The following is a 17211-nucleotide window of genomic DNA, read 5'->3' on the forward strand; positions in this document are numbered from 1 at the left end:
CGACCGGCTGGATGTGCCGGTGGGTCATGCCGGGACGCTCCGTGCGGTGGTGGAGCCGGGGTTATGAAGGGAATCGAACGGAATCGGATGAAAGTTCGCCATCCGGTCATTCCCCTCACACCAGGAGACGCATGATGCGCCCCATCAGAGCCGCCTGTCTCGGCGCGGCCACGCTGGTCACCCTTCTCACCTGCACCTCTGTCGCGGCCGGCGCCGCGACGGACACCGATTCCGCCCAGGCCGGGAGCAAAGCCCGGACCATCACACTCCGGGCCGAGGTGAAGGAACTGACCCGCATCCCCGACACCGGCGGCCCCGTGCAGGGCAATCGGGCCATCGCCCGCTCGGACCTCTCCCTCTTCGACGACCCGACGCGCACCAAGATCGGCGAGAGCCACGTCGTCTGCACCACCACCCGGGGCGGCGCCGACGAAGCGGAGCAGTGCGTCGCGACCTACGTCCTCCCGGACGGCCAGCTCACCGTGCAGGGGATGTACTTCGACTACCTCGACCAGGGGCCCTTCGACAACGCGATCACCGGCGGCACCGGGAAGTACGAAAAGGCTCGCGGCTCGGTCCACTCCGACCCCGTCCAGCCGGGCGTGAGGCGCTTCACGATCCACCTCGTCTGACCGCCCCCGGCGTCCACCTGACCCCGGAATCCGGCCGTCCCTCCTCGCGTTGCACCATGGGAACCGGTCGTACGAGAGAGAGTGTGGGTCAGGTGGACGTCCAGGGCACGGTGGCGGCGGGCTGGGAGCCCGTCAGGGACGCGTTCCTGCGCAACTTCGAGCAGCGCGGCGAGCGCGGCGCGGCCGTCGCCGTCCACCGGGACGGCGTGAAGGTCGTCGACCTGTGGGCGGGCAGCCGCGACGCCGACGGCACGGACCCGTGGACCGCCGACACCGCCCAGGTCGTCCGCTCGGCCACCAAGGGCGTCGCCGCCGCCGTCCCCCTGCTGCTGCACCAGCGCGGACTGCTCGACCTGGACGCCCCCGTCGCCACGTACTGGCCCGACTTCAAGGCCCACGGCAAGGACCGGGTGACCGTACGGCAGCTCCTCGCCCACCGGGCCGGGGTGCCCGTCCTCGACCGGCCCCTCAGCCTCGCCGAGGCGGTCGACCTGTCGACGGCGACCGGGGCGATAGCCGCCCAGGCGCCCGTCTGGGAGCCCGGCACCGCCCACGGCTACCACGCCCACACCTTCAGCTGGCTCCTCTCCGGCCTGGTCCACCGGGTCACCGGCCGCACCATCGGCCGCTGGGTCGCCGAGGAGATCACCGGCCCCCTCGGCCTCGACCTGTGGATCGGCCTGCCCGACGCCGAGGCCCACCGCGTCGGCCGGCTCGGCCCCGTCGAGGAGGTCGACCCGCCGGGCGGCGGCGCGCTCAAGCTCCGCCCCAAGCGCTCCGTCACCGAGGCCTACCAGGACCCCGGGTCCCTCACCCGCCGCGCCTTCGGCGTCATCGACCCCAAGCCCGACGAGAACGACCCCGTCTACCGGGCCGCCGAACTCCCCGGCTCGGCCGGTGTCGCCACAGCCCGCGCCCTCTCCCGCTTCTACGCCGCCGCCCTCGGCCCCGTCGACGGCACCGAGCGCCTCTTCGCCCCCGCCACCCTGACCCTCGCCCGTACGGAGGAGTCCGCGGGCCTGGACAAGGTGCTGCTCGTCGGCACGCGCTTCGGCCTCGGCCACATGCTGCACGGCCCGGCCTCCCCGCTCCTCGGCCCGTCCTCCTTCGGCCACCCCGGCCGCGGCGGCTCCCTCGGCTTCGCCGACCCGGACGCGGGGATCGCCTTCGGGTACGTCACCAACGGCATGCGCAGGACGGTCACGGCCGACCCGCGCGCCCAGGCGCTGGTGCGCGCGGTCCGCTCGGTGACGGAGGCCTGAGGCCGGCGGCCCGGGTGTCGCGCGGCTCCGGCGCCCGGTCGACGGGCGTAGGGTCAACGGGCCCGAGCAACCGACCACTTGAAAGCCGGAGGAACCGCATGACCACGGACGCCACGGACCTCGCCGGGGACACGTACGGGAAGCTGCTCGCCCTGCTCGACGAGCGCGGCGCGGCCTACCGGGTGATCGAGCACGCCCCCGAGGGCGCCACCGAGGCGGTCAGCGCGCTGCGGGGCCACGCGCTCGACCGGGCGGCCAAGTGCATCATCGCCATGGTGAAGATCGGCAAGAAGGAGAAGCGCTTCGCGCTCGTCGTCGTGCCGGGCGACCGGCGCGTCGACCTCGCCGCCGTGAAGGCGCTGTACGGCGGCACGTACGTCTCCTTCGCCTCCCCGGAGATCGCCGAGGAGCTCGCGGGCTCCCCGAGCGGCACCGTCCTCCCCTTCGCCTTCGACGAGCGCCTCGAACTCCTCGTCGACCCCGACCTGTTGGAGCACCCGGAGTTCTTCTTCAACGCCGCCCGGCTCGACCGCTCCCTCGCCCTCTCCACCGAGGACTACCGGGCGATCGCCGAGCCGCGCGTCGAGCGCGTGTCCGCCGCCTGACCGGCGGGGTCAGGCGACGGCCGGCGTGAGCGCCAGGACCATCCCGAGCCCGACGAGCACCGTCCCGATCACCTTGTTGAGCACGGCCTGCTTCCGCAGCAGCCGGGCGCGCAGGCCCTGCTGGGAGAAGAGGACCGCGGCGAGGCCGAACCACACCAGGTGCGCGAACGACATGAACAGGCCGTAGCCCACCTGCTGGAGGACGGGGGTGTCGGCGCTGACGACCTGGGTGTAGGTGCTCAGCACGAAGAGCATGGTCTTCGGGTTGAGCGCGTTCGTCAGGAATCCGGTGCGCAGCGCCCCCGCCCTCGACAGGCCGGCGCCCTCCGACAGGTCGATGTCCACCTGGGACTTGGCGACGAAGGTCTTGTACCCGATGTAGACCAGGTACGCGGCGCCGATCAGCTTCATCGCGGTGAACAGCATCGGCGAGCGCGACACCAGGAGGCCCACGCCCAGCATGGTGTACGTGACGTGGACGAGCACGCCCGCCGCGATCCCGACCGCCGCGAGGACGCCCGCCGCCCGCCCGTACAGGTAGCTGTTGCGGACGGTCATGGCGAAGTCCGCCCCGGGACTGATGACAGCCAGGACGGTGATGACCGCCACGGCTATGAGCTGACCCATGAATCCCCCACCCCTCGACGAGAACTGCGAACGTAGTCGATCACCGAGGGGCGGCGCGAGGGCGAGGTGACGCAGTCGGCGCACCGGCGCACGGGGCGGCCCGCCGCGCGCGTACGGCTCACACCACGCGGAAGTTGGCCATCATGGCCATGTCCTCGTGCTCCAGGTTGTGGCAGTGGAGCATGTAGCGGCCCCGGTGCCCGGCGAAGCGGGCGAGGACCTCGACCACCTCGTACGGGCGGACGTCGACGGTGTCCTTCCAGCCGGCGTCGGCGGCCCGGGGCGGCTTGCCGTCCCGGGTGAGGACCTGGAAGTGCGCGAGGTGCAGGTGCACCGGGTGGTGGAAGTCGCTGGTGAAGCGCCAGCGCTCCACCGTTCCCAGGCGGGGCTCGGCCAGCACCTCGGAGGTGGAGAAGGGGCGTCCGTTGACCGTCCACATGGCCCGCTCGTCCTCCGAGCCGGTGCGCCGGAAGTCGAACTGCCGGACGTGGACCGCGTCCGACGGGTCCAGGGCCCCGGCGGTCGACGAGAGCCGTGTCGGCACGTGGGCGTCGTCCCGCTCCCGGCGGGTGACCCGGAAGCGCATCACCTGACGCATCCGGCCCCTGCCGAGGGTGTTGACCAGGGTGACCTCGGTGCCGACCGGGTAGCCGGAGAAGTCGACGACGACGTCGTAGCGTTCGCCGGGCGAGACGGGGACGTCCTGGAGCCCCTGCGGCCGGCCGAGCAGACCTCCGTCGCTGCCGACCTGGGTGAAGGGAACGCCCTGCCGCGGGCCGGGCTCCAGCGCGAGACGGTAGCGCCGGGCGTTGGAGCCGTTGAGGAGACGGAACCGGTAGCGGGTGGCCGCGACGTCGAGGACGGGCCAGGGGGCGCCGTTGACCAGCTGCACGTCCCCCAGGACGCCGTCCATGTAGTCCGCGTGCACCCCTGGTTCACCGGTGCAGGTGGGGTCCTTGGCGGGGTAGCGGAAGTCTCCGTCCGCCTCGAAGGACCGGTCGCACAGCAGCAGCGGCACGTCCTTCTCCCCCCGGGGCAGCGGGAGCCGCTCCTCCTCGTCGTCATGGACGAGGAAGAAGCCCGCGAGTCCGCGCCAGACCTGCGGGGCGCTGAAGTCCATGCGGTGGTCGTGGTACCAGAGCGTGGCCGCGCGCTGCTCCAGGGGGTATTCGTACGCCTTGGAGCCCGGCGAGAGGTGCCAGTCGGAGGCCGGGGCGTGCATGGTGTGGCCGGACGTGCCGGACGTGCCGGGGGCGCCCCGGCGGAGCTTCCGGCCGCACAGCTCCGTGGGGACCACCAGGTCCGTCGGATAGCCGTCGGAGTCCGGCGGGGTGACGCCGCCGTGCAGGTGCGTGGAGGTGGGGACGGGAAGGGAGTTGAGGACCCGGACCACCGCCTTGTGGCCGGTGCGGCCGGTGAAGGTGGGGCCGGGGAAGATGCCGTCGTACCCCCAGATCGTCGTCCTGCGCCCGGGGATGATCTCGACCGACGCCTCCCGCTGCTCGACGTCGAAGTGGTCCACGCCGTTCTCGCGCCCGGTCGGGCGGGCCGTCGGCGGGATCGGCAGCTCCACCGCGAACTGCGGGGCCGGCTCGCCCCTGCTGGCCAGCACCGTGCCGGTGGTCTCCCCGGTGAGACGGGCCCAGGCGACCGCGCCGGCGGTGGTCGCCGCGACCCCCGCGCCGGCGGCGGCTCCGAGGAAGCGCCGACGGCCCATGGACCCGCGTGCCGTCGCCTCCCTCATCGGGATCCCTCCCCGCGCACGGCACGGGGCGAGGCGAACGCCCAGTACGCCAGGGCCACCGCGATCCCGAAGATCGTCATGCCCAGCGGGACGTGCCCGCCGAGCTCCCGGGCCTCGCCGAGGTCGTGCTGCACGCCGACCACCGCGACGAGGACGACGGCGAGCAGCACGGGCCAGCCGCTCCTGTGCGCCGCGCGCCACACGAGCACGGTCGCCGCGCACTCCAGCACGGCCAGCCCGCTCAGCAGCTGCGCGTTCGCCGCGTGCCAGGTCAGCAGGGCGACGTCGCCGGTGACGAACAGACCGGCGAGGGCGGCCTGGAGCAGGGCGTCGAGCAGGAACAGCACCGAGAGGACCCGCAGTGAGACACCGCCCACCCGGCCCCATCCGCCTCCTCGCGGCGCGGGCGCGCTCGGGTGCGGCGAGGGCGTGCCCCCGGGCGCGGGACTCTCCGTCGTGGTGATCATCCAGGGCTTCCGATCGGTTCTGGACGCGCCGGGGCCTGCGGCCGGTCCGGCCGCAGGCCCCGAAGCGGGTCCGTGCTGTCAGTGCGTCGTCCTGCGCTGCCGGGGCGCGGTCAGCGCGGGAGCGAGGACGGTCAGCGCGACGAGGACGGTCAGTGCCCAGAAGGCGCCGTTCTCGGAGTGCGACGAGGTGACCAGTACGGCGGACAGGGCGGCGATGCCGTTGACGCCCACCGCCGAGCCGATGTTGCGCAGCATGGTCGCGGCGGACGTCGCCACACCCAGCTGCTCGGCGGGAGCCTGGTCCTGGAGCAGCGCGAGCGTCGCCGCGGTGACGGCGCCCGTGCCGAGTCCGGCCGTCGCCCCGGCGAGCCAGGGGAGCGCCCCGGTCGCGCTGCACACCGTGCTGGCCAGCAGCGCCAGCGAGCCGACGGCCATCGGAGGCCGGTAGCCGTGCTTGGCGACGACACCGCCGGTCACCGCGCTGCCGAGCACCCAGCCGACCGCCGAGAGACCGACGATCACGGCGATCTTCGTCGTCGACGCGCCGTGCGCGGCGAGCCGCACCGGCAGCACCGTCACCGTCGCGTACATCACCACGACGGCTCCGACGGTCGCCAGCGCCGCGCCCGCGGAGGGCGTCCGGCCGAAGACCTGCCGGGGGACCAGCGCCCCGCCGAACCGGCGCAGCAGGGCCAGGGCCACCAGGCCGACCAGCACGGCCGCGACCGTGCCGATCGCACCGAGCCCCAGCGAGGATCCCTGGAGGCCGATGAGCAGGAGCACGGATCCGCCGGTGACCAGGGCGTACTCCGCGGCCGGGAAGCCGCGGGACGGCTGCCGGCCACCGGAGTCCGCCGGGTTCGCCGTCCCCTTCGGGAGGGCGACCAGCACGACGAGGGCGACCACGACGCACAGCGGCACGTTCATGAAGAACACCCACCGCCAGCCCCAGGCCTCGGTGACGGCGGCGCCGATGACGGGGCCGAGCACGGCGGCGATGCCCCAGACCATGCTCAGCATGCCCTGTGCGGCGGCACGGCGCTCGGGGCCGTACAGCCGTCCCACGAGCACGTAGCTGGAGACGACGATCGCCCCGGCGGCCAGGCCGTGCAGGACCCGCGCCGCCACCAGGACGCCGAACGATCCGGCGAGCCCGGCCGCCGCGGAGGCGGCCAGGAACGCCAGGGTCGCGCCCACGGCGAGCACCCGGTCGTCGAGCCGGTCGGCGATCCAGCCGGCCAGCGGCGTACCGGCGACCTGGGCGAGCATGAAGCCGGAGACCAGCCAGGCGTAACCGCCGCCGGAGCCGCCGCCGACGTCCGAGAGGACGTCGGGCAGCACCGTGCCCATGACGGTGGCGTCCATGGCGGCGAGGAGCAGAGCGAGGACGGCGGCGGCGACGCCGGCCTTGCTCGTCGCCGCGCCGGACCGCGACGTCTCCTGCCCCGTGGAGTAGTCGGCGCCGACCGCGGACGAGGTCACTGGGTGCTTCCCGCCACGCTCGGCACGGCCGCGGACGGCAACCGGCCTTCGGCGCTGTGGACGCGGTCGACTCCCGTGAAGTCCGTTATCAGCCGGCGCAGTTCGTCGTCCAGCACCTCGTCCACGGTGTGCAGCGTGCCGTCGGGCGCGAAGATCTTCTCCGCGAAGCCCAGCGTCATCCTCAGCTGCACCGCCGCCGAGGGGTTCCCGGTGACGAAGTCGATGCCGAGGGCTTCGGCCGTGGTCTCCTGGAAGGCCATGGCGAGGCGGCGGTTGAGGTCCTCGATCTCGGCGAGGAGCACGCGGACGCGGGCCTGCTGCTCGTCGGTCAGGGCCGGGTAGAGCATCTTCATCGCCACGTGGTCGATCTTCACGTGGCGCGCTTCGTCCAGGCCGTGGGTGTGCAGCAGCCGGGTGAAGAAGCGGGCGCGCTGCGGGTCCAGGCTGTCGGTGCGGTGCTCGAAGACCGTGATCACGGACTCGCCCACGTAGGCCGAGCAGCACAGCGCCACGAGCTTCACATAGGGGTGGTCGTCGGTGCGGAAGACGTCGAGCCGCTCGTCGAACAGGGCCTTGTGGATCCGGGGCTCGATGCCGGTGAGCGCGCGCACGTAGCGGTAGAACGTGTTGGCGTGCTGGATCTCCTCCGCCGCGAAGCACGAGAGCGCGTTGTGCAGCTCGTGCCCCACGTTGACGGGGTCGCGCAGGTCGTGCAGCTCTCCCATGACCAGGGCCATGACCGTGCTGACGTGACGCTCGATCTCGGCGAGCTGGGCGAGCTCCTTGGTGATGTAGGCGACCGACTCCGCCTCGTGGCCCGGCTCTCCGTAGACGATGGTGGAGAGGTGGGCCAGCTCGACGGGGGTGTTGGCCTCGGACCAGTCGAAGGCGTTCGGGTGGAAGGTGTTCACGTGCGCCAGCCGCGTCACCGAGTCCAGTTCGCGGCGGACGTCCTCGGCGATGCCGGCGAACTGGTCAGGCGTTGTCATTCTCGTACTCCTTGTAGCCGTCCGGGACGCCGATGGTGATGTCGTGGATGCGCACCCAGCCGCGTGCGATGAAGTCGCTGTCCCGCAGGCCCTCGATGAAGTAGTAGTACGCCTGGAGGTCTTCGGTCTCGATCAGCAGGAAGTCGGAGTACTCGGCGCTGAACGCCTCCGCGTCGAAGTGACGCACGGACAGCCGGTCGACGTACGGGCCGACGATCTCCTTCTCGAAGACGTCCTCGTACGTGCGGCGCTCGTCCCTGCTGAGCCGCAGCCACGCCGGGTCGAACTGGTAGCGGATGATGATGCCGTACTTCATGGTCAGCTCCTCGCGTAGCTCTGCGAGTTGAGAATGGTGCGGTCGGGGTCGGTGATGGCCCGTCGGCCGTGCATGACCCGGGAGTTGTCGATGAGGACGATGTCGCCGTCCTCCCACTGGACCTCCTCCGTCACGGCCTCGGTGACCTCCGTGTACTCGGCGACGATGTCGTCCGGTACGGGAGAGCCGTCCGCGAAGCGGATGTCGGGGGTCTCGTAGTTGAAGGACGGGCCGAGCAGGCTGTTGGCCCAGGCCGTGCGGCTGGACCACTTCGTCGGGTGGGCGGCGTACACCTGGTAGTCGTAGTGCAGGCTGCCGTCCGGGTTCTCGGTGAACTCGACCTTGGAGCCGGGGTTGGCCTGCTCGTACAGGTCGGCGACGGACATGTCGTCGGGGCCGCGCCCGTCACCGGCCATGAACGCCGCCAGGCGTCGCCACAGTTCGGCGGGGACGGTCCGGGCGTAGCGGATCGGCTGGGCGGTGAAGGTCTCCTTCGCCCGGTCGGAGAGCGCGTCCCAGACGCGGTAGCCGTCGCAGACGGTGGTCTGCGAGCCGGACTCGGCGGCCTTGACGCAGTGGAACCAGAGGAGTTCGGGCGCGTACGGGGTGCCGCCGTTCTCCAGGTGGAGCCCGATCGGGTCGTGCCCGGAGTCGACCTTCTGCGCGGCGGAGCCGTGGAAGACCCGGGCGGGGTCGAGCGTGGTGCGCGAGCTGTACCGGTGCACCAGTTCGTTGAAGTCCTCGACCGACGGTCCGAAGCCGCGGATCACCAGGTGCCCGGCGTCGGCCAGCAGGCCGTCGAGGCCGGCGTCGAAGAGCTCGCCGAAGCCGGCGCCGTCAGGGTGCGGAGTGATCAGCATGCCGTCGCCGTCGCCTATGGACGTGAGACGGAGGCTGTTCTGTGCGGTTGTCATGTCATCCCCCATGGACGTGATCGGTGGTCGGTGGCGGTCAGCGGGCGCGGGCCGGTTCGGCCCGCACGATCTCGTCGAAGATCAGGTCCCGCCTGGGGCGGCCGGTCACGGTGAAGTACCGCTCCCGCAGCCGCGTCTCGTCCGGCAGCACGACGAAGCGCTCGGGGCGGTCGGTCTCCGCGAGGTGCTCCGCCGCGTACGCGCGCGCCTGCCGCTCCACCTCGCCGTCGGCCGCCGCCCCGGCGTCCGAGGTGACGAGGACGGCGACGAGGTACTCCATGCCCTCGCCGAACAGCACCGCGTCGACGACGCCGGGGCAGGTGCGCAGACGGCCCTCGACCCACTCGGGTGAGACGTTCCGTCCGTGACCGGTGATGATCACGTTCTTCAGCCGGCCGAGGATGCGGATGCTGCCGTCCGGCTCGATCTCGGCGCGGTCGCCGGTGTGCAGCCAGCCGTCCTCGTCCACGGGGCGGCTGGTCGGGTCCTCGACCGTGTAACCGGCGAAGAGCGAGGTCGACCTGACGAGCAGTTCCCCCTCCTCGGAGAGCCTCACCTCACAGTGCGGCAGGGGCCGGCCGACCGTGCCCGGCCGCCAGTGGTCCGTGGTGTTCCACGAGACCACCGAGCTGTTCTCGGACAGGCCGTAACCCTCGTGGATCCGCAGGCCCGCGGCGTCCAGCCGGCGCAGCGCGGTCGCGTCGACCGGGGCGCCTCCGGCCATCAGGAACGGCCGCCGTCCGGGCCCGAAGACCACGTCGGCATCGGCGCCCGACCCCCGTACGGCCTTGTCCAGGGCGCTGACCACCGCCGGCGGCAGCACGGCCGCGGTCGGCTCTCCCGCCCGCAGCCACAGCAGCGCGTCGTCGGCGCGGGAGCCGGCGGTGCCGAGGAGCGAGACGGACTCCGGGAGCAGGACCATGCGGCCCCCGCGGACCATCGGCAGGTACACCGCGGTCACCTGCTCGATCAGCAGGCTGAACGGCACGAGCGAGAGGTAGCGGTCGAAGATCCCGGGCGGGCAGACGGTGTCCAGGGACTCCAGGAGCGCACCGAGGCCCGCCGCGCGGATCTTGACGCCCTTGGGGGCGCCCGTCGTGCCCGAGGTGTGGATGACCTTGATGATCCGGTCCTCGGCGGACTGCTCCGGAGCGTCCGTGCCGTCGGGCTCCTCGCCGGGTCCGTGCGCGTCTCCGGGATCGACGCGGATCACGGTGGCCGAGGTGTCGAGTCCCCACTGCCCGAGCTTTTCCGCCCCGGCCGCGTCGGCCAGGCAGACGGGCACGTCGCGCAGGAGCGAGGCGGCCTGCTCGCCGGAGAAGGCGAGCGGGACCGGTACCTCCACCAGTCCTTCGAGGAGCAGCGCGAGGTCGGCGGCCACCCACTCGGGGCCGTTGCCGGCGACCAGGCCGACGGAGGTTCCCGCCGGCACGTCCAGCGCGCGCAGTTCGCGCCGGATCCGGCCGCTCCACGCCCGCATCTGCGCGTAGGTGAAGGTCTCCGCGGGCGATCCGTCGGCGGAGAGCCGTTCGACGAACGTCCTGTCCTGGTTCGAGGGCGCGTGCAGCGCCGTCAGGACCGCCTTCATCGGGCACCCGCCGTCTCGGGGGCGCGCTGCCCCCAGGTCACGGCCATGTGGTAGCCCAGCTCCGCGCGCTCGCTGATCTCCGCGCCGAAGTGGCGGAGGTCGACGTAGCCGGCGGTGGGGGCGGTGTCGTAGTACGTGCCCCAGCGTCCTTGCTGCTCGGGCGGCAGGAGGTCCTCGCGGGCCGGGGCCACGGGCGTGAACCTGATGCCGATGCGCGCCAGCATGGCGGCCAGCGGACCGGTGATCGTGCAGAGCGCGTATTCGGCGCCGTTGCACCAGCAGAAGGCGGGCAGCATCCGCAGCAGGGCCAGTCCGGCTCCCGGCTCGACGGAGGCCAGCGGCCCGACCTCGACCAGACCGGTCGGCTCGCAGTCCTCGCCGACGCGTTCGGCGATGGCGTCGGAGGCGCTGCCCCCGAAGTAGTTCTCTATGAGGAGCCCCCGCGACCCCCCATAGGTGAGCCCGGCACAGGCCACCGGTGCCGCGCCGGATTCGTCCGGGCTCAGCGCGATGAAGCAGTCCGGTGTGGGCTGGATGTGGGCCTGGTAGTCCCGCGCGTAGCGCGTACGCGCCAGATCGGCACAGGCCTCCCACAAGGCACTGCCTCGTCGGGCGATGGTGATGCGCATATCCCCTCCGTTCGCATCCGCCCGCCCTGAGGGGGCAGGCGTGGACCACGTTATGACCACTGGTCATTCTTTGACAAGTGGTCATTTAGATCTTGGCGGATGCGCCGCGGCGGAGCGTCGGCTTCCGATCGCGCGGTGATGACGGAGCGTGCTTCCCGTGGGGGTTACGTGGAGGAGCTCTCGATGATGTCCGTGACGACGTCCTGGATGGAGGTCAGCTCCTCGACCTCCAGGCGCGGCCAGCCGAGCCCCTGCACCATGGAGGCCAGCACCAGCAGGCGGTTCCGGGGGTCTCCTTCCGCGGCCCACAGGAACCGCCGCGACAGCAGGTGCATCGCCGCGTAGCCGAGGATGTAGGAGCGCAGGGCGTCCACCGCGACGGCCGGCGAGACGTGCGGATTGCCGTACGGCCCCTCGGCCACCGCGCGCTCCACGACGGAGCCGACCACCTGCGCCATCTGGGCCTCGACCAGGTCGCGCCGCTTCAGCCGCGCCTCGGAGGCGGCCGCGCACACCGCGTCGGTGCGGGCGGTGATGCTGCACTCGAACAGGGCGGGGTCCACCTCCGCGTGCCGCATGTAGGCGAGCATCAGTCCGTAGAGCGCCTGGACCCCGTTCCACGCCAGATCGGCGACGGCCTGGTAGTAGCGCAGCTGGCGCCGCGCGCTCTCCGCGGACAGCTCGATGAGCAGGTCCTCGCGACAGGTGAAGTGGTTGTAGATGGTGCCCTTGGAGTATCCGGCCTCCGCGGCCAGGCGCCCCAGGGTCAGGTTGTGGAACCCCTCCCTCTCGATCATCTCCAGCGCGAGCAGGACCAGCATGTGGTCACGCTCCGCTACTTCTTTAGCTTTCCTTTGCACGGTACGCATGGCGTCAGTATGAGCGACCGGGAGTCGTTAGTCGACTGGTAGTCAAAAATCTGGTCAAGTTCGGAACCGAAGAGGCAGGTCGCCGACCGAGCCCGTGCGGGGGTCGTGAGGCGACTCTGCCGCGCGCCCGGGCCCAGCGCGAATCGGCCCCCCGCCGCGCCCCGCGCCTCCCGGCCCCGGACCACCGCGAACCGGGCACCCCGACGACCGCACCGGAGCCCTGACGGGGTGCGGGATCTGCTGGGATGGGCCCATGGATCTCAGCGAGCGGTTCGAGGGGTACGCGGTACTGGTCACGGGCGCGGCGCGCGGCATCGGCGCGGCCACCGCCCGGCGGTTCGCGGCGGAGGGCGCGCGGGTCCTCGTCACGGACATCGACGAGGAGGCGGCCCGGAGGACGGCCGGGGAGCTCCCCCGGGCGGTGGCGCTGCGCTGCGACGTCGGCGACCGGGCGTCGGTCGACGCGGCCGTCGCGCACGCCGTGGAGACCTTCGGCGGCCTGGACGTCCTCGTCAACAACGCGCTCGGTCCCGTCGCCCCCGACCGTGACCGCTTCGAGGACGAACCGGACGAGATCTGGGCCCTCCAGCACGACGTCACGTTCATGGGCGCCGTCCGCTGCTCCCGGGCGGCCATGCCGCACCTCGCGGCGGCCGGCGGGCGCGGGGCGATCGTCACGATCGGCTCGGTCAACGCGGAGGCGGACTTCGGCGGCCACGCGTACAGCGCGGCCAAGGCCGGCCTCGCGTCCCTCACCCGCACCCTCGCGGGCGACGCGGCGCCGCGCGGGGTGCGGGTCAACCAGATCAACCCGGGCACGATCGCGACCACGGCCTGGGCGGGCAAGGAGGCCGACCTCGCGGCCCTGGCCGCCCGCGTCTACCCCCTGGGCCGGGTCGGCACCCCGGAGGACGTGGCGGCGGCGGTGGCCTTCCTGGCCTCCACGGACGCCTCCTGGATCACGGGCACGACCCTCCGCGTCGACGGCGGCCTGCTCGCGGTGAACACCCACTTCGGGGAGGTGCTGGGCGACGGCCCGGGCCTGTCAGACCCGGACCCGGTCTAGGGCCTGTCTTTCGGATCAGGCCCTAGGCCGCGGCGAGCGCGCGCAGGGTCCACTCGACGGCAGGGGCGCAGCTCTCCGGGGGGACCCATCCGTTGACGACGGCGAGCAGCCGGAGGTACCGCTCGCGCCGGGGATCGACGAGCCCGTGGAGCTGTTCCTCGGTGCAGTGGTCGAGAACGCCCCGCACGAAGGGCTCGGCCTCGGGCGAGAGGGGATCGACCCCGGCGTCGAGGGCGGGCCCGACGAGCTCCCGCACGACGGCGGCGACGCCGGGACGAGGAACGCCCCGGAACCCCGCCGCCACACCCTCCACGGCCTCCCGCAGGGACGACCGGAACCCCGGGTCCCGGCACAGCTCGGCGAGCTCGACCCAGGCGCGGATCTGCTCCGGCTCGGGATCGTCGGGCAGTTCGGGTGTCATCGACCGCCGGACCCCGGCGAAGAGGGGTTCGGATCCGAGTCCCCCGAAGACCGAGTCGAGGAAGTCCCCGACGAGGAGCCGTCGTTCGTTCTCGGAAAGCCGGGCGAGCCTGTGCATGAGTTCCGTCTCCTCGGGAGTCGATCCGCGCGAGGCCACCGCCGTCAGGACCGCCCGCCGCAGCCGCAGCGCGGAGATCTGCACGGCGAGCGCCTCGGCATGCGCCGCGGCGACCTCCGGCAGCGAGACCTCCCGGTCGAGCACCCGCCGGATCGTCGGCAGGTCGATCCCCAGGTCCCGCAGGGTCCGGACGAGCGCGAGCCGCGCGAGGGCGTCGGCGCCGTACAGCCGGTATCCGGCGGCACTGCGGCCGGCGGGCCGCACGATCCCCTCATCGGAGTAGTACCGCACGGTCTTCACCGACACCCCGCCCCGCCGTGCCAGCTCCCCGATCCCCCACCAGGTGTCCTCTTCCATGACCCCACCCTGGGGTCTCCCCCTACGGGAGACGCAAGCCCGCGGCCGAGCCCGCGTCGGCGGACCTCACCCCGCGTGCAGCATCAGCCCGATCCCCACCACCATCAGGCCCGCCGCCGCGACCCTCGGGGCGCCGAAGCGTTCCTTGAAGAAGAGGGCGCCGATGGCCGCGCCCACGATGATGGAGGACTCGCGCAGGGCGGCGATCGGGGCCAGGGGGGCCTTCGTCTGGGCCCACAGCACGAGGGCGTACGCCGCGACCGAGAGGACCGCGCCGAGCAGGCCGCGTGCCGCGTACGGGCGGAGCTGGGGGAGGAGCGCCGCGCGGCGGGTCCAGAGGGCGTACGCCGGGATCGCCAGGCCCTCCAGGACCATCAGCCACCCGATGTAGCCGAGCGGGGTGCCGGAGGCGCGGACGCCGACGCCGTCCACGACCGTGTACAGGGCGATCGACAGGCCCGTCGCGCCCGCCGCGAGCAGCGCGGGCCAGTGCGGGCGGGCGTCCTTGCCCCGGATGCCCCACAGGGCGAGGCCCGTCAGGCCCGCGCAGGCCACCGCCACCCCGAGCAGCTGCCAGCCGTCCGGCACCTCGTGGAGGAGGACCGCCGCGAGGACGGTCACGACCAGCGGGGCCGTCCCGCGCGCGATCGGATACATCTGGCCGAAGTCGCCGAGGCTGAACGAGCGCATCAGCAGGGCGTAGTAGCCGATGTGCAGGAGCGCCGACGCGAGCAGGTACGGCCACGCCCCCGCCGCCGGAAGCGGCGCGAAGCAGGCCAGGACCGCGCCGACCAGCGCCCCGCCGCCGGAGATCAGCGTGAAGGAGAGCAGCTGGTCCTTGATGCCGTGCGCGATCGCGTTCCAGCCGGCGTGCGTGACGGCCGCGACGAGGACCGCGAGCGTGACGAGCGGCGTCACGCGGACGGCTCGCGGACGTCCACCAGCGTGCCGCCGGCGTGTGCGACCAGCGTCTTCGGGTCCATCGCGAAGACCGTGTGCGGGGTGCCCGCCGCCGCCCACACCACCGGGTGGTCGAGGACGCCCCGGTCGGCGAGGACCCGCGTCCTGGTGCGGTGCCCGAACGGCGGGACGCCCCCGATCGCGTACCCCGTCGTCTCCCGGACCGTCTTCGCGTCCGCCCGGGTCACCTCCTCCGCGCCCAGCTCCTGCCGCACCCGCTCGACGTCCACGCGCGAGGCGCCGTCCATCAGGACGAGGACCGGCACCCCGTCGGCCGCGAAGACCAGCGACTTCACGATCTCCGCGACCTCGCAGCCGATGGCGTCGGCGGCCTGCCGCGCGGTGCGGGTCTCGTCCGGGAACCGCCGGATCTCGACGTCGAGCCCCAGCTCCCGAAGGGCGGCGGCGAACTGCGGGTGGGCGGCGGAAGCGGTGTCCTCGTCAGTCGTCATGGCCCGCACGCTAGCGGTCGGTGTACGGGCCACGCGACCGGGTTCCGGCGGGGATCACCCCGCCTTCAGCACCTGCGCCACCACCGGGCCCGCCGCGTCGCCGCCGTGCCCGCCCGCCTGGACGACGGCCGCCGCGGCCAGGTCGCCCGAGTAGCCGGTGAACCAGCTGTTCGACGTGGACTGGCCGTCGACCTCGGCGGAACCGGTCTTGGCGCCCTTCGGCGACGGCACCCCCGCCATCGCCTCCGCCGCCGTACCGTTCGTCGCCGCCGCCTTCATCATCCGGCGCAGCCCACGGGCGACCTCGCCGGGGAGCGGCTCCGCCGTGGCGAACTCGCGGTCGTCGAGGTCCCGCGCCACCAGGTAGGGCTGGAGGAACCGGCCGTTCTTCGCGGTCGCGGAGAGCGAGGCGACGTTCAGGGCGCTCATCGTGATCTTGCCCTGACCGATGTACGAGGCGGGCGTCTCGCTGCCGGCCGATTCGGGGACGCTGCCGTCCGAGGCCTGGACGCCGATGTTCCACTCCTCGCCGATGCCGAACCGGTTGCGGGCGGTGGTGCCGAGGGCGGTGTCCGCGACGCCCTTGTCGCTGAGCTTGCTGATCGCCTTGATGAAGGCGGTGTTGCAGGAGCGGCGGAACGCGTCGGTGAGGGTGCCGTCGGTGATGCTGAACCGCTTGAGGTTCTGGAAGGTGGCGCCCCGCGACATGACGTCCGGAGGACACTCGACCTTGGTGTCGGGCGTGGCCAGACCGTGCTCCATCATCATCGCCGCCGTGACGATCTTCATGGTGGAGCCGGGGGCCTGCTGGCCCTGGAGCGCGGTGTTGAACTCCCTGGCCGGGCTGTTGGCGACGGCCCGTATCGCCCCGGTGGACGGCTCGACGGCGGCCACCGAGGCGGAGCCGTACCCCTTGACGGCCTTCTCCGCCGCCGCCTGGACGTCCGCGTCGATGGTGGTCTTCAGCGTGCCCGGCCTCCCCTTCCGCAGGACGAGCAGGGGGGTGTCGGCGCCGCCCGCGCCGCCCGAGTCGATCCAGGTCTCGACACCGGCGGTGCCGTCGACCTTCGCCCCGTACCGCTTGCGGAGTTCGGCCAGGACCGGCCCGAGCGAGGGGTACTTCTCCGCCGTCAGCTCCACGCCCTCGCGGTCGACGGCCTTCACCTCGGCGGTCTTCGCGACGCCCGTCCGCAGGGTGCCGGCGGCGGTCAGCTTCGGGTGGAGGACGGCCGGCCGCCACTGCACGAGCGGGCGGCCGGTGGTCAGTCCGCGGACCACGGTCAGTTCGGAGGCGTACGACCAGTCCTCGGAGACGTCCTCGTACGTGACCGTCGCCCTCACGGTGAACGGCACCCTCGTCCCGACGGCCGCCCCCGGCGTGATGACCGCCTTCGAGACCTTCGCGTCCTCCCGGTAGGCGGCGATCGCGGGCCCGGCCGTGACCGGGTCGTTCGTCAGCTGGGCCGCCCGTTCCGGCTCCCCGGCGGCCCAGGCCGCCAGGAAGTCCTTCGCGGCCGTCGTGACCTCGTCGGCGGTGAGGGGCCCCGTCCTCGGCGCGTCACCGGCCTTGGCGTCCACGGAGGTCTCGCCGCCCGTGATCCCGTTCCAGAGGTTGTAGCCCCCGTACCCGACGCCGCTCGCCACGACGGCGAACACGCCCCCGACGATCGCGACCTTGGCCCCACTGCGCATGGCTGCGCCTCCCCTCCCCAGG

General features: G+C 72.8%; 18 protein-coding genes. 4 read left to right on the top strand and 14 right to left on the bottom strand.

Annotated features, from left to right (window positions below):
• Window positions 1–134: 134 nt before the first annotated feature.
• The 3 genes from ACFYUZ_RS31335 (at window position 135) to ACFYUZ_RS31345 (ending at window position 2499) form a co-directional block, all read left to right on the top strand.
• Window positions 135–632 carry a hypothetical protein gene (locus ACFYUZ_RS31335; protein ID WP_389314904.1) on the top strand — a complete coding sequence of 166 codons (498 nt, stop codon included), beginning with the start codon at window positions 135–137 and terminating at the stop codon, window positions 630–632.
• A gap of 56 nt (window positions 633–688) precedes the next feature.
• Window positions 689–1894 carry a serine hydrolase domain-containing protein gene (locus ACFYUZ_RS31340; protein WP_389314906.1) on the top strand — a complete coding sequence of 402 codons (1206 nt, stop codon included), beginning with the start codon at window positions 689–691 and terminating at the stop codon, window positions 1892–1894.
• 98 nt (window positions 1895–1992) lie between these two features.
• Window positions 1993–2499: a YbaK/EbsC family protein gene (locus ACFYUZ_RS31345; RefSeq protein ID WP_389314908.1), complete on the top strand. Its 507-nt coding sequence runs from the start codon at window positions 1993–1995 to the stop codon at window positions 2497–2499.
• Between the two features lie 9 nt (window positions 2500–2508).
• On the opposite strand, the gene ACFYUZ_RS31350 is transcribed toward ACFYUZ_RS31345, so the two are convergent.
• From ACFYUZ_RS31350 to ACFYUZ_RS31395, 10 genes are all read right to left on the bottom strand, one after another.
• On the bottom strand, window positions 2509–3126 hold the full coding sequence (locus ACFYUZ_RS31350; protein ID WP_389314910.1) for a LysE family translocator: 618 nt from the start codon (window positions 3124–3126) through the stop codon (window positions 2509–2511).
• Between the two features lie 118 nt (window positions 3127–3244).
• Window positions 3245–4870 (bottom strand): multicopper oxidase family protein, encoded by a 1626-nt coding sequence (locus ACFYUZ_RS31355; RefSeq protein WP_389314912.1) that lies wholly within the window; start codon window positions 4868–4870, stop codon window positions 3245–3247.
• Entirely contained in the window at window positions 4867–5247 is a 381-nt protein-coding gene (locus ACFYUZ_RS31360; protein WP_389314913.1) for a hypothetical protein, read from the bottom strand. The genes ACFYUZ_RS31355 and ACFYUZ_RS31360 overlap by 4 nt, the downstream gene beginning before the upstream one ends.
• Before the next feature lie 168 nt (window positions 5248–5415).
• On the bottom strand, window positions 5416–6819 hold the full coding sequence (locus tag ACFYUZ_RS31365) for an MFS transporter (RefSeq protein WP_389314915.1): 1404 nt from the start codon (window positions 6817–6819) through the stop codon (window positions 5416–5418).
• A complete protein-coding gene (locus ACFYUZ_RS31370; protein WP_389314917.1) occupies window positions 6816–7808 on the bottom strand; it encodes a hypothetical protein in 993 nt (330 codons plus the stop codon). The genes ACFYUZ_RS31365 and ACFYUZ_RS31370 overlap by 4 nt, the downstream gene beginning before the upstream one ends.
• A complete protein-coding gene (locus ACFYUZ_RS31375) occupies window positions 7795–8124 on the bottom strand; it encodes a darcynin family protein (protein WP_389314919.1) in 330 nt (109 codons plus the stop codon). Before ACFYUZ_RS31375 ends, ACFYUZ_RS31370 begins: the two co-directional genes overlap by 14 nt.
• A gap of 2 nt (window positions 8125–8126) precedes the next feature.
• Window positions 8127–9038: a TauD/TfdA family dioxygenase gene (locus ACFYUZ_RS31380; RefSeq protein ID WP_389314921.1), complete on the bottom strand. Its 912-nt coding sequence runs from the start codon at window positions 9036–9038 to the stop codon at window positions 8127–8129.
• Between the two features lie 37 nt (window positions 9039–9075).
• The gene (locus tag ACFYUZ_RS31385) at window positions 9076–10626 is read right to left on the bottom strand and encodes an AMP-binding protein (RefSeq protein WP_389314923.1); all 1551 of its coding nucleotides are present in this window, start codon (window positions 10624–10626) and stop codon (window positions 9076–9078) included.
• Entirely contained in the window at window positions 10623–11255 is a 633-nt protein-coding gene (locus tag ACFYUZ_RS31390) for a thermostable hemolysin (protein WP_389314925.1), read from the bottom strand. Before ACFYUZ_RS31390 ends, ACFYUZ_RS31385 begins: the two co-directional genes overlap by 4 nt.
• 164 nt (window positions 11256–11419) lie before the next feature.
• Window positions 11420–12076: a TetR/AcrR family transcriptional regulator gene (locus ACFYUZ_RS31395; protein WP_389314927.1), complete on the bottom strand. Its 657-nt coding sequence runs from the start codon at window positions 12074–12076 to the stop codon at window positions 11420–11422.
• Between the two features lie 301 nt (window positions 12077–12377).
• Here ACFYUZ_RS31395 and ACFYUZ_RS31400 point away from each other — a divergent pair, with 301 nt between their 5' ends.
• Window positions 12378–13190 (top strand): SDR family NAD(P)-dependent oxidoreductase, encoded by an 813-nt coding sequence (locus ACFYUZ_RS31400; protein WP_389314929.1) that lies wholly within the window; start codon window positions 12378–12380, stop codon window positions 13188–13190.
• A 22-nt stretch (window positions 13191–13212) separates the two neighbouring features.
• On the opposite strand, the gene ACFYUZ_RS31405 is transcribed toward ACFYUZ_RS31400, so the two are convergent.
• From ACFYUZ_RS31405 to ACFYUZ_RS31420, 4 genes are all read right to left on the bottom strand, one after another.
• Complete coding sequence (locus ACFYUZ_RS31405) at window positions 13213–14085, bottom strand: MerR family transcriptional regulator (protein ID WP_389314930.1); 873 nt, start codon at window positions 14083–14085, stop codon at window positions 13213–13215.
• 66 nt (window positions 14086–14151) lie between these two features.
• Window positions 14152–15003: an EamA family transporter gene (locus ACFYUZ_RS31410; RefSeq protein WP_389314932.1), complete on the bottom strand. Its 852-nt coding sequence runs from the start codon at window positions 15001–15003 to the stop codon at window positions 14152–14154.
• Window positions 15000–15497, bottom strand: a complete 498-nt coding sequence (locus ACFYUZ_RS31415; RefSeq protein WP_389314934.1) for a YbaK/EbsC family protein — start codon at window positions 15495–15497, stop codon at window positions 15000–15002. Before ACFYUZ_RS31415 ends, ACFYUZ_RS31410 begins: the two co-directional genes overlap by 4 nt.
• Before the next feature lie 54 nt (window positions 15498–15551).
• On the bottom strand, window positions 15552–17189 hold the full coding sequence (locus tag ACFYUZ_RS31420) for a penicillin-binding transpeptidase domain-containing protein (protein WP_389314936.1): 1638 nt from the start codon (window positions 17187–17189) through the stop codon (window positions 15552–15554).
• Window positions 17190–17211 lie beyond the last annotated feature (22 nt).

The sequence above is a fragment of the Streptomyces sp. NPDC004266 genome (genome assembly GCF_042874095.1).
Taxonomy (GTDB): Bacteria; Actinomycetota; Actinomycetes; order Streptomycetales; family Streptomycetaceae; genus Streptomyces.

Bases quoted from the DNA above. Each gene is read 5' to 3' on its own strand.
- ACFYUZ_RS31390 (WP_389314925.1), bottom strand. From the start codon at position 11,255: ATGCGCATCACCATCGCCCGACGAGGCAGTGCCTTGTGGGAGGCCTGT.
- ACFYUZ_RS31375 (WP_389314919.1), bottom strand. From the start codon at position 8,124: ATGAAGTACGGCATCATCATCCGCTACCAGTTCGACCCGGCGTGGCTG.
- ACFYUZ_RS31400 (WP_389314929.1), top strand. From the start codon at position 12,378: ATGGATCTCAGCGAGCGGTTCGAGGGGTACGCGGTACTGGTCACGGGC.
- ACFYUZ_RS31385 (WP_389314923.1), bottom strand. From the start codon at position 10,626: ATGAAGGCGGTCCTGACGGCGCTGCACGCGCCCTCGAACCAGGACAGG.
- ACFYUZ_RS31335 (WP_389314904.1), top strand. From the start codon at position 135: ATGCGCCCCATCAGAGCCGCCTGTCTCGGCGCGGCCACGCTGGTCACC.
- ACFYUZ_RS31420 (WP_389314936.1), bottom strand. From the start codon at position 17,189: ATGCGCAGTGGGGCCAAGGTCGCGATCGTCGGGGGCGTGTTCGCCGTC.
- ACFYUZ_RS31415 (WP_389314934.1), bottom strand. From the start codon at position 15,497: ATGACGACTGACGAGGACACCGCTTCCGCCGCCCACCCGCAGTTCGCC.
- ACFYUZ_RS31395 (WP_389314927.1), bottom strand. From the start codon at position 12,076: ATGCTGGTCCTGCTCGCGCTGGAGATGATCGAGAGGGAGGGGTTCCAC.
- ACFYUZ_RS31380 (WP_389314921.1), bottom strand. From the start codon at position 9,038: ATGACAACCGCACAGAACAGCCTCCGTCTCACGTCCATAGGCGACGGC.
- ACFYUZ_RS31370 (WP_389314917.1), bottom strand. From the start codon at position 7,808: ATGACAACGCCTGACCAGTTCGCCGGCATCGCCGAGGACGTCCGCCGC.
- ACFYUZ_RS31345 (WP_389314908.1), top strand. From the start codon at position 1,993: ATGACCACGGACGCCACGGACCTCGCCGGGGACACGTACGGGAAGCTG.
- ACFYUZ_RS31350 (WP_389314910.1), bottom strand. From the start codon at position 3,126: ATGGGTCAGCTCATAGCCGTGGCGGTCATCACCGTCCTGGCTGTCATC.
- ACFYUZ_RS31340 (WP_389314906.1), top strand. From the start codon at position 689: ATGGGAACCGGTCGTACGAGAGAGAGTGTGGGTCAGGTGGACGTCCAG.
- ACFYUZ_RS31355 (WP_389314912.1), bottom strand. From the start codon at position 4,870: ATGAGGGAGGCGACGGCACGCGGGTCCATGGGCCGTCGGCGCTTCCTC.
- ACFYUZ_RS31405 (WP_389314930.1), bottom strand. From the start codon at position 14,085: ATGGAAGAGGACACCTGGTGGGGGATCGGGGAGCTGGCACGGCGGGGC.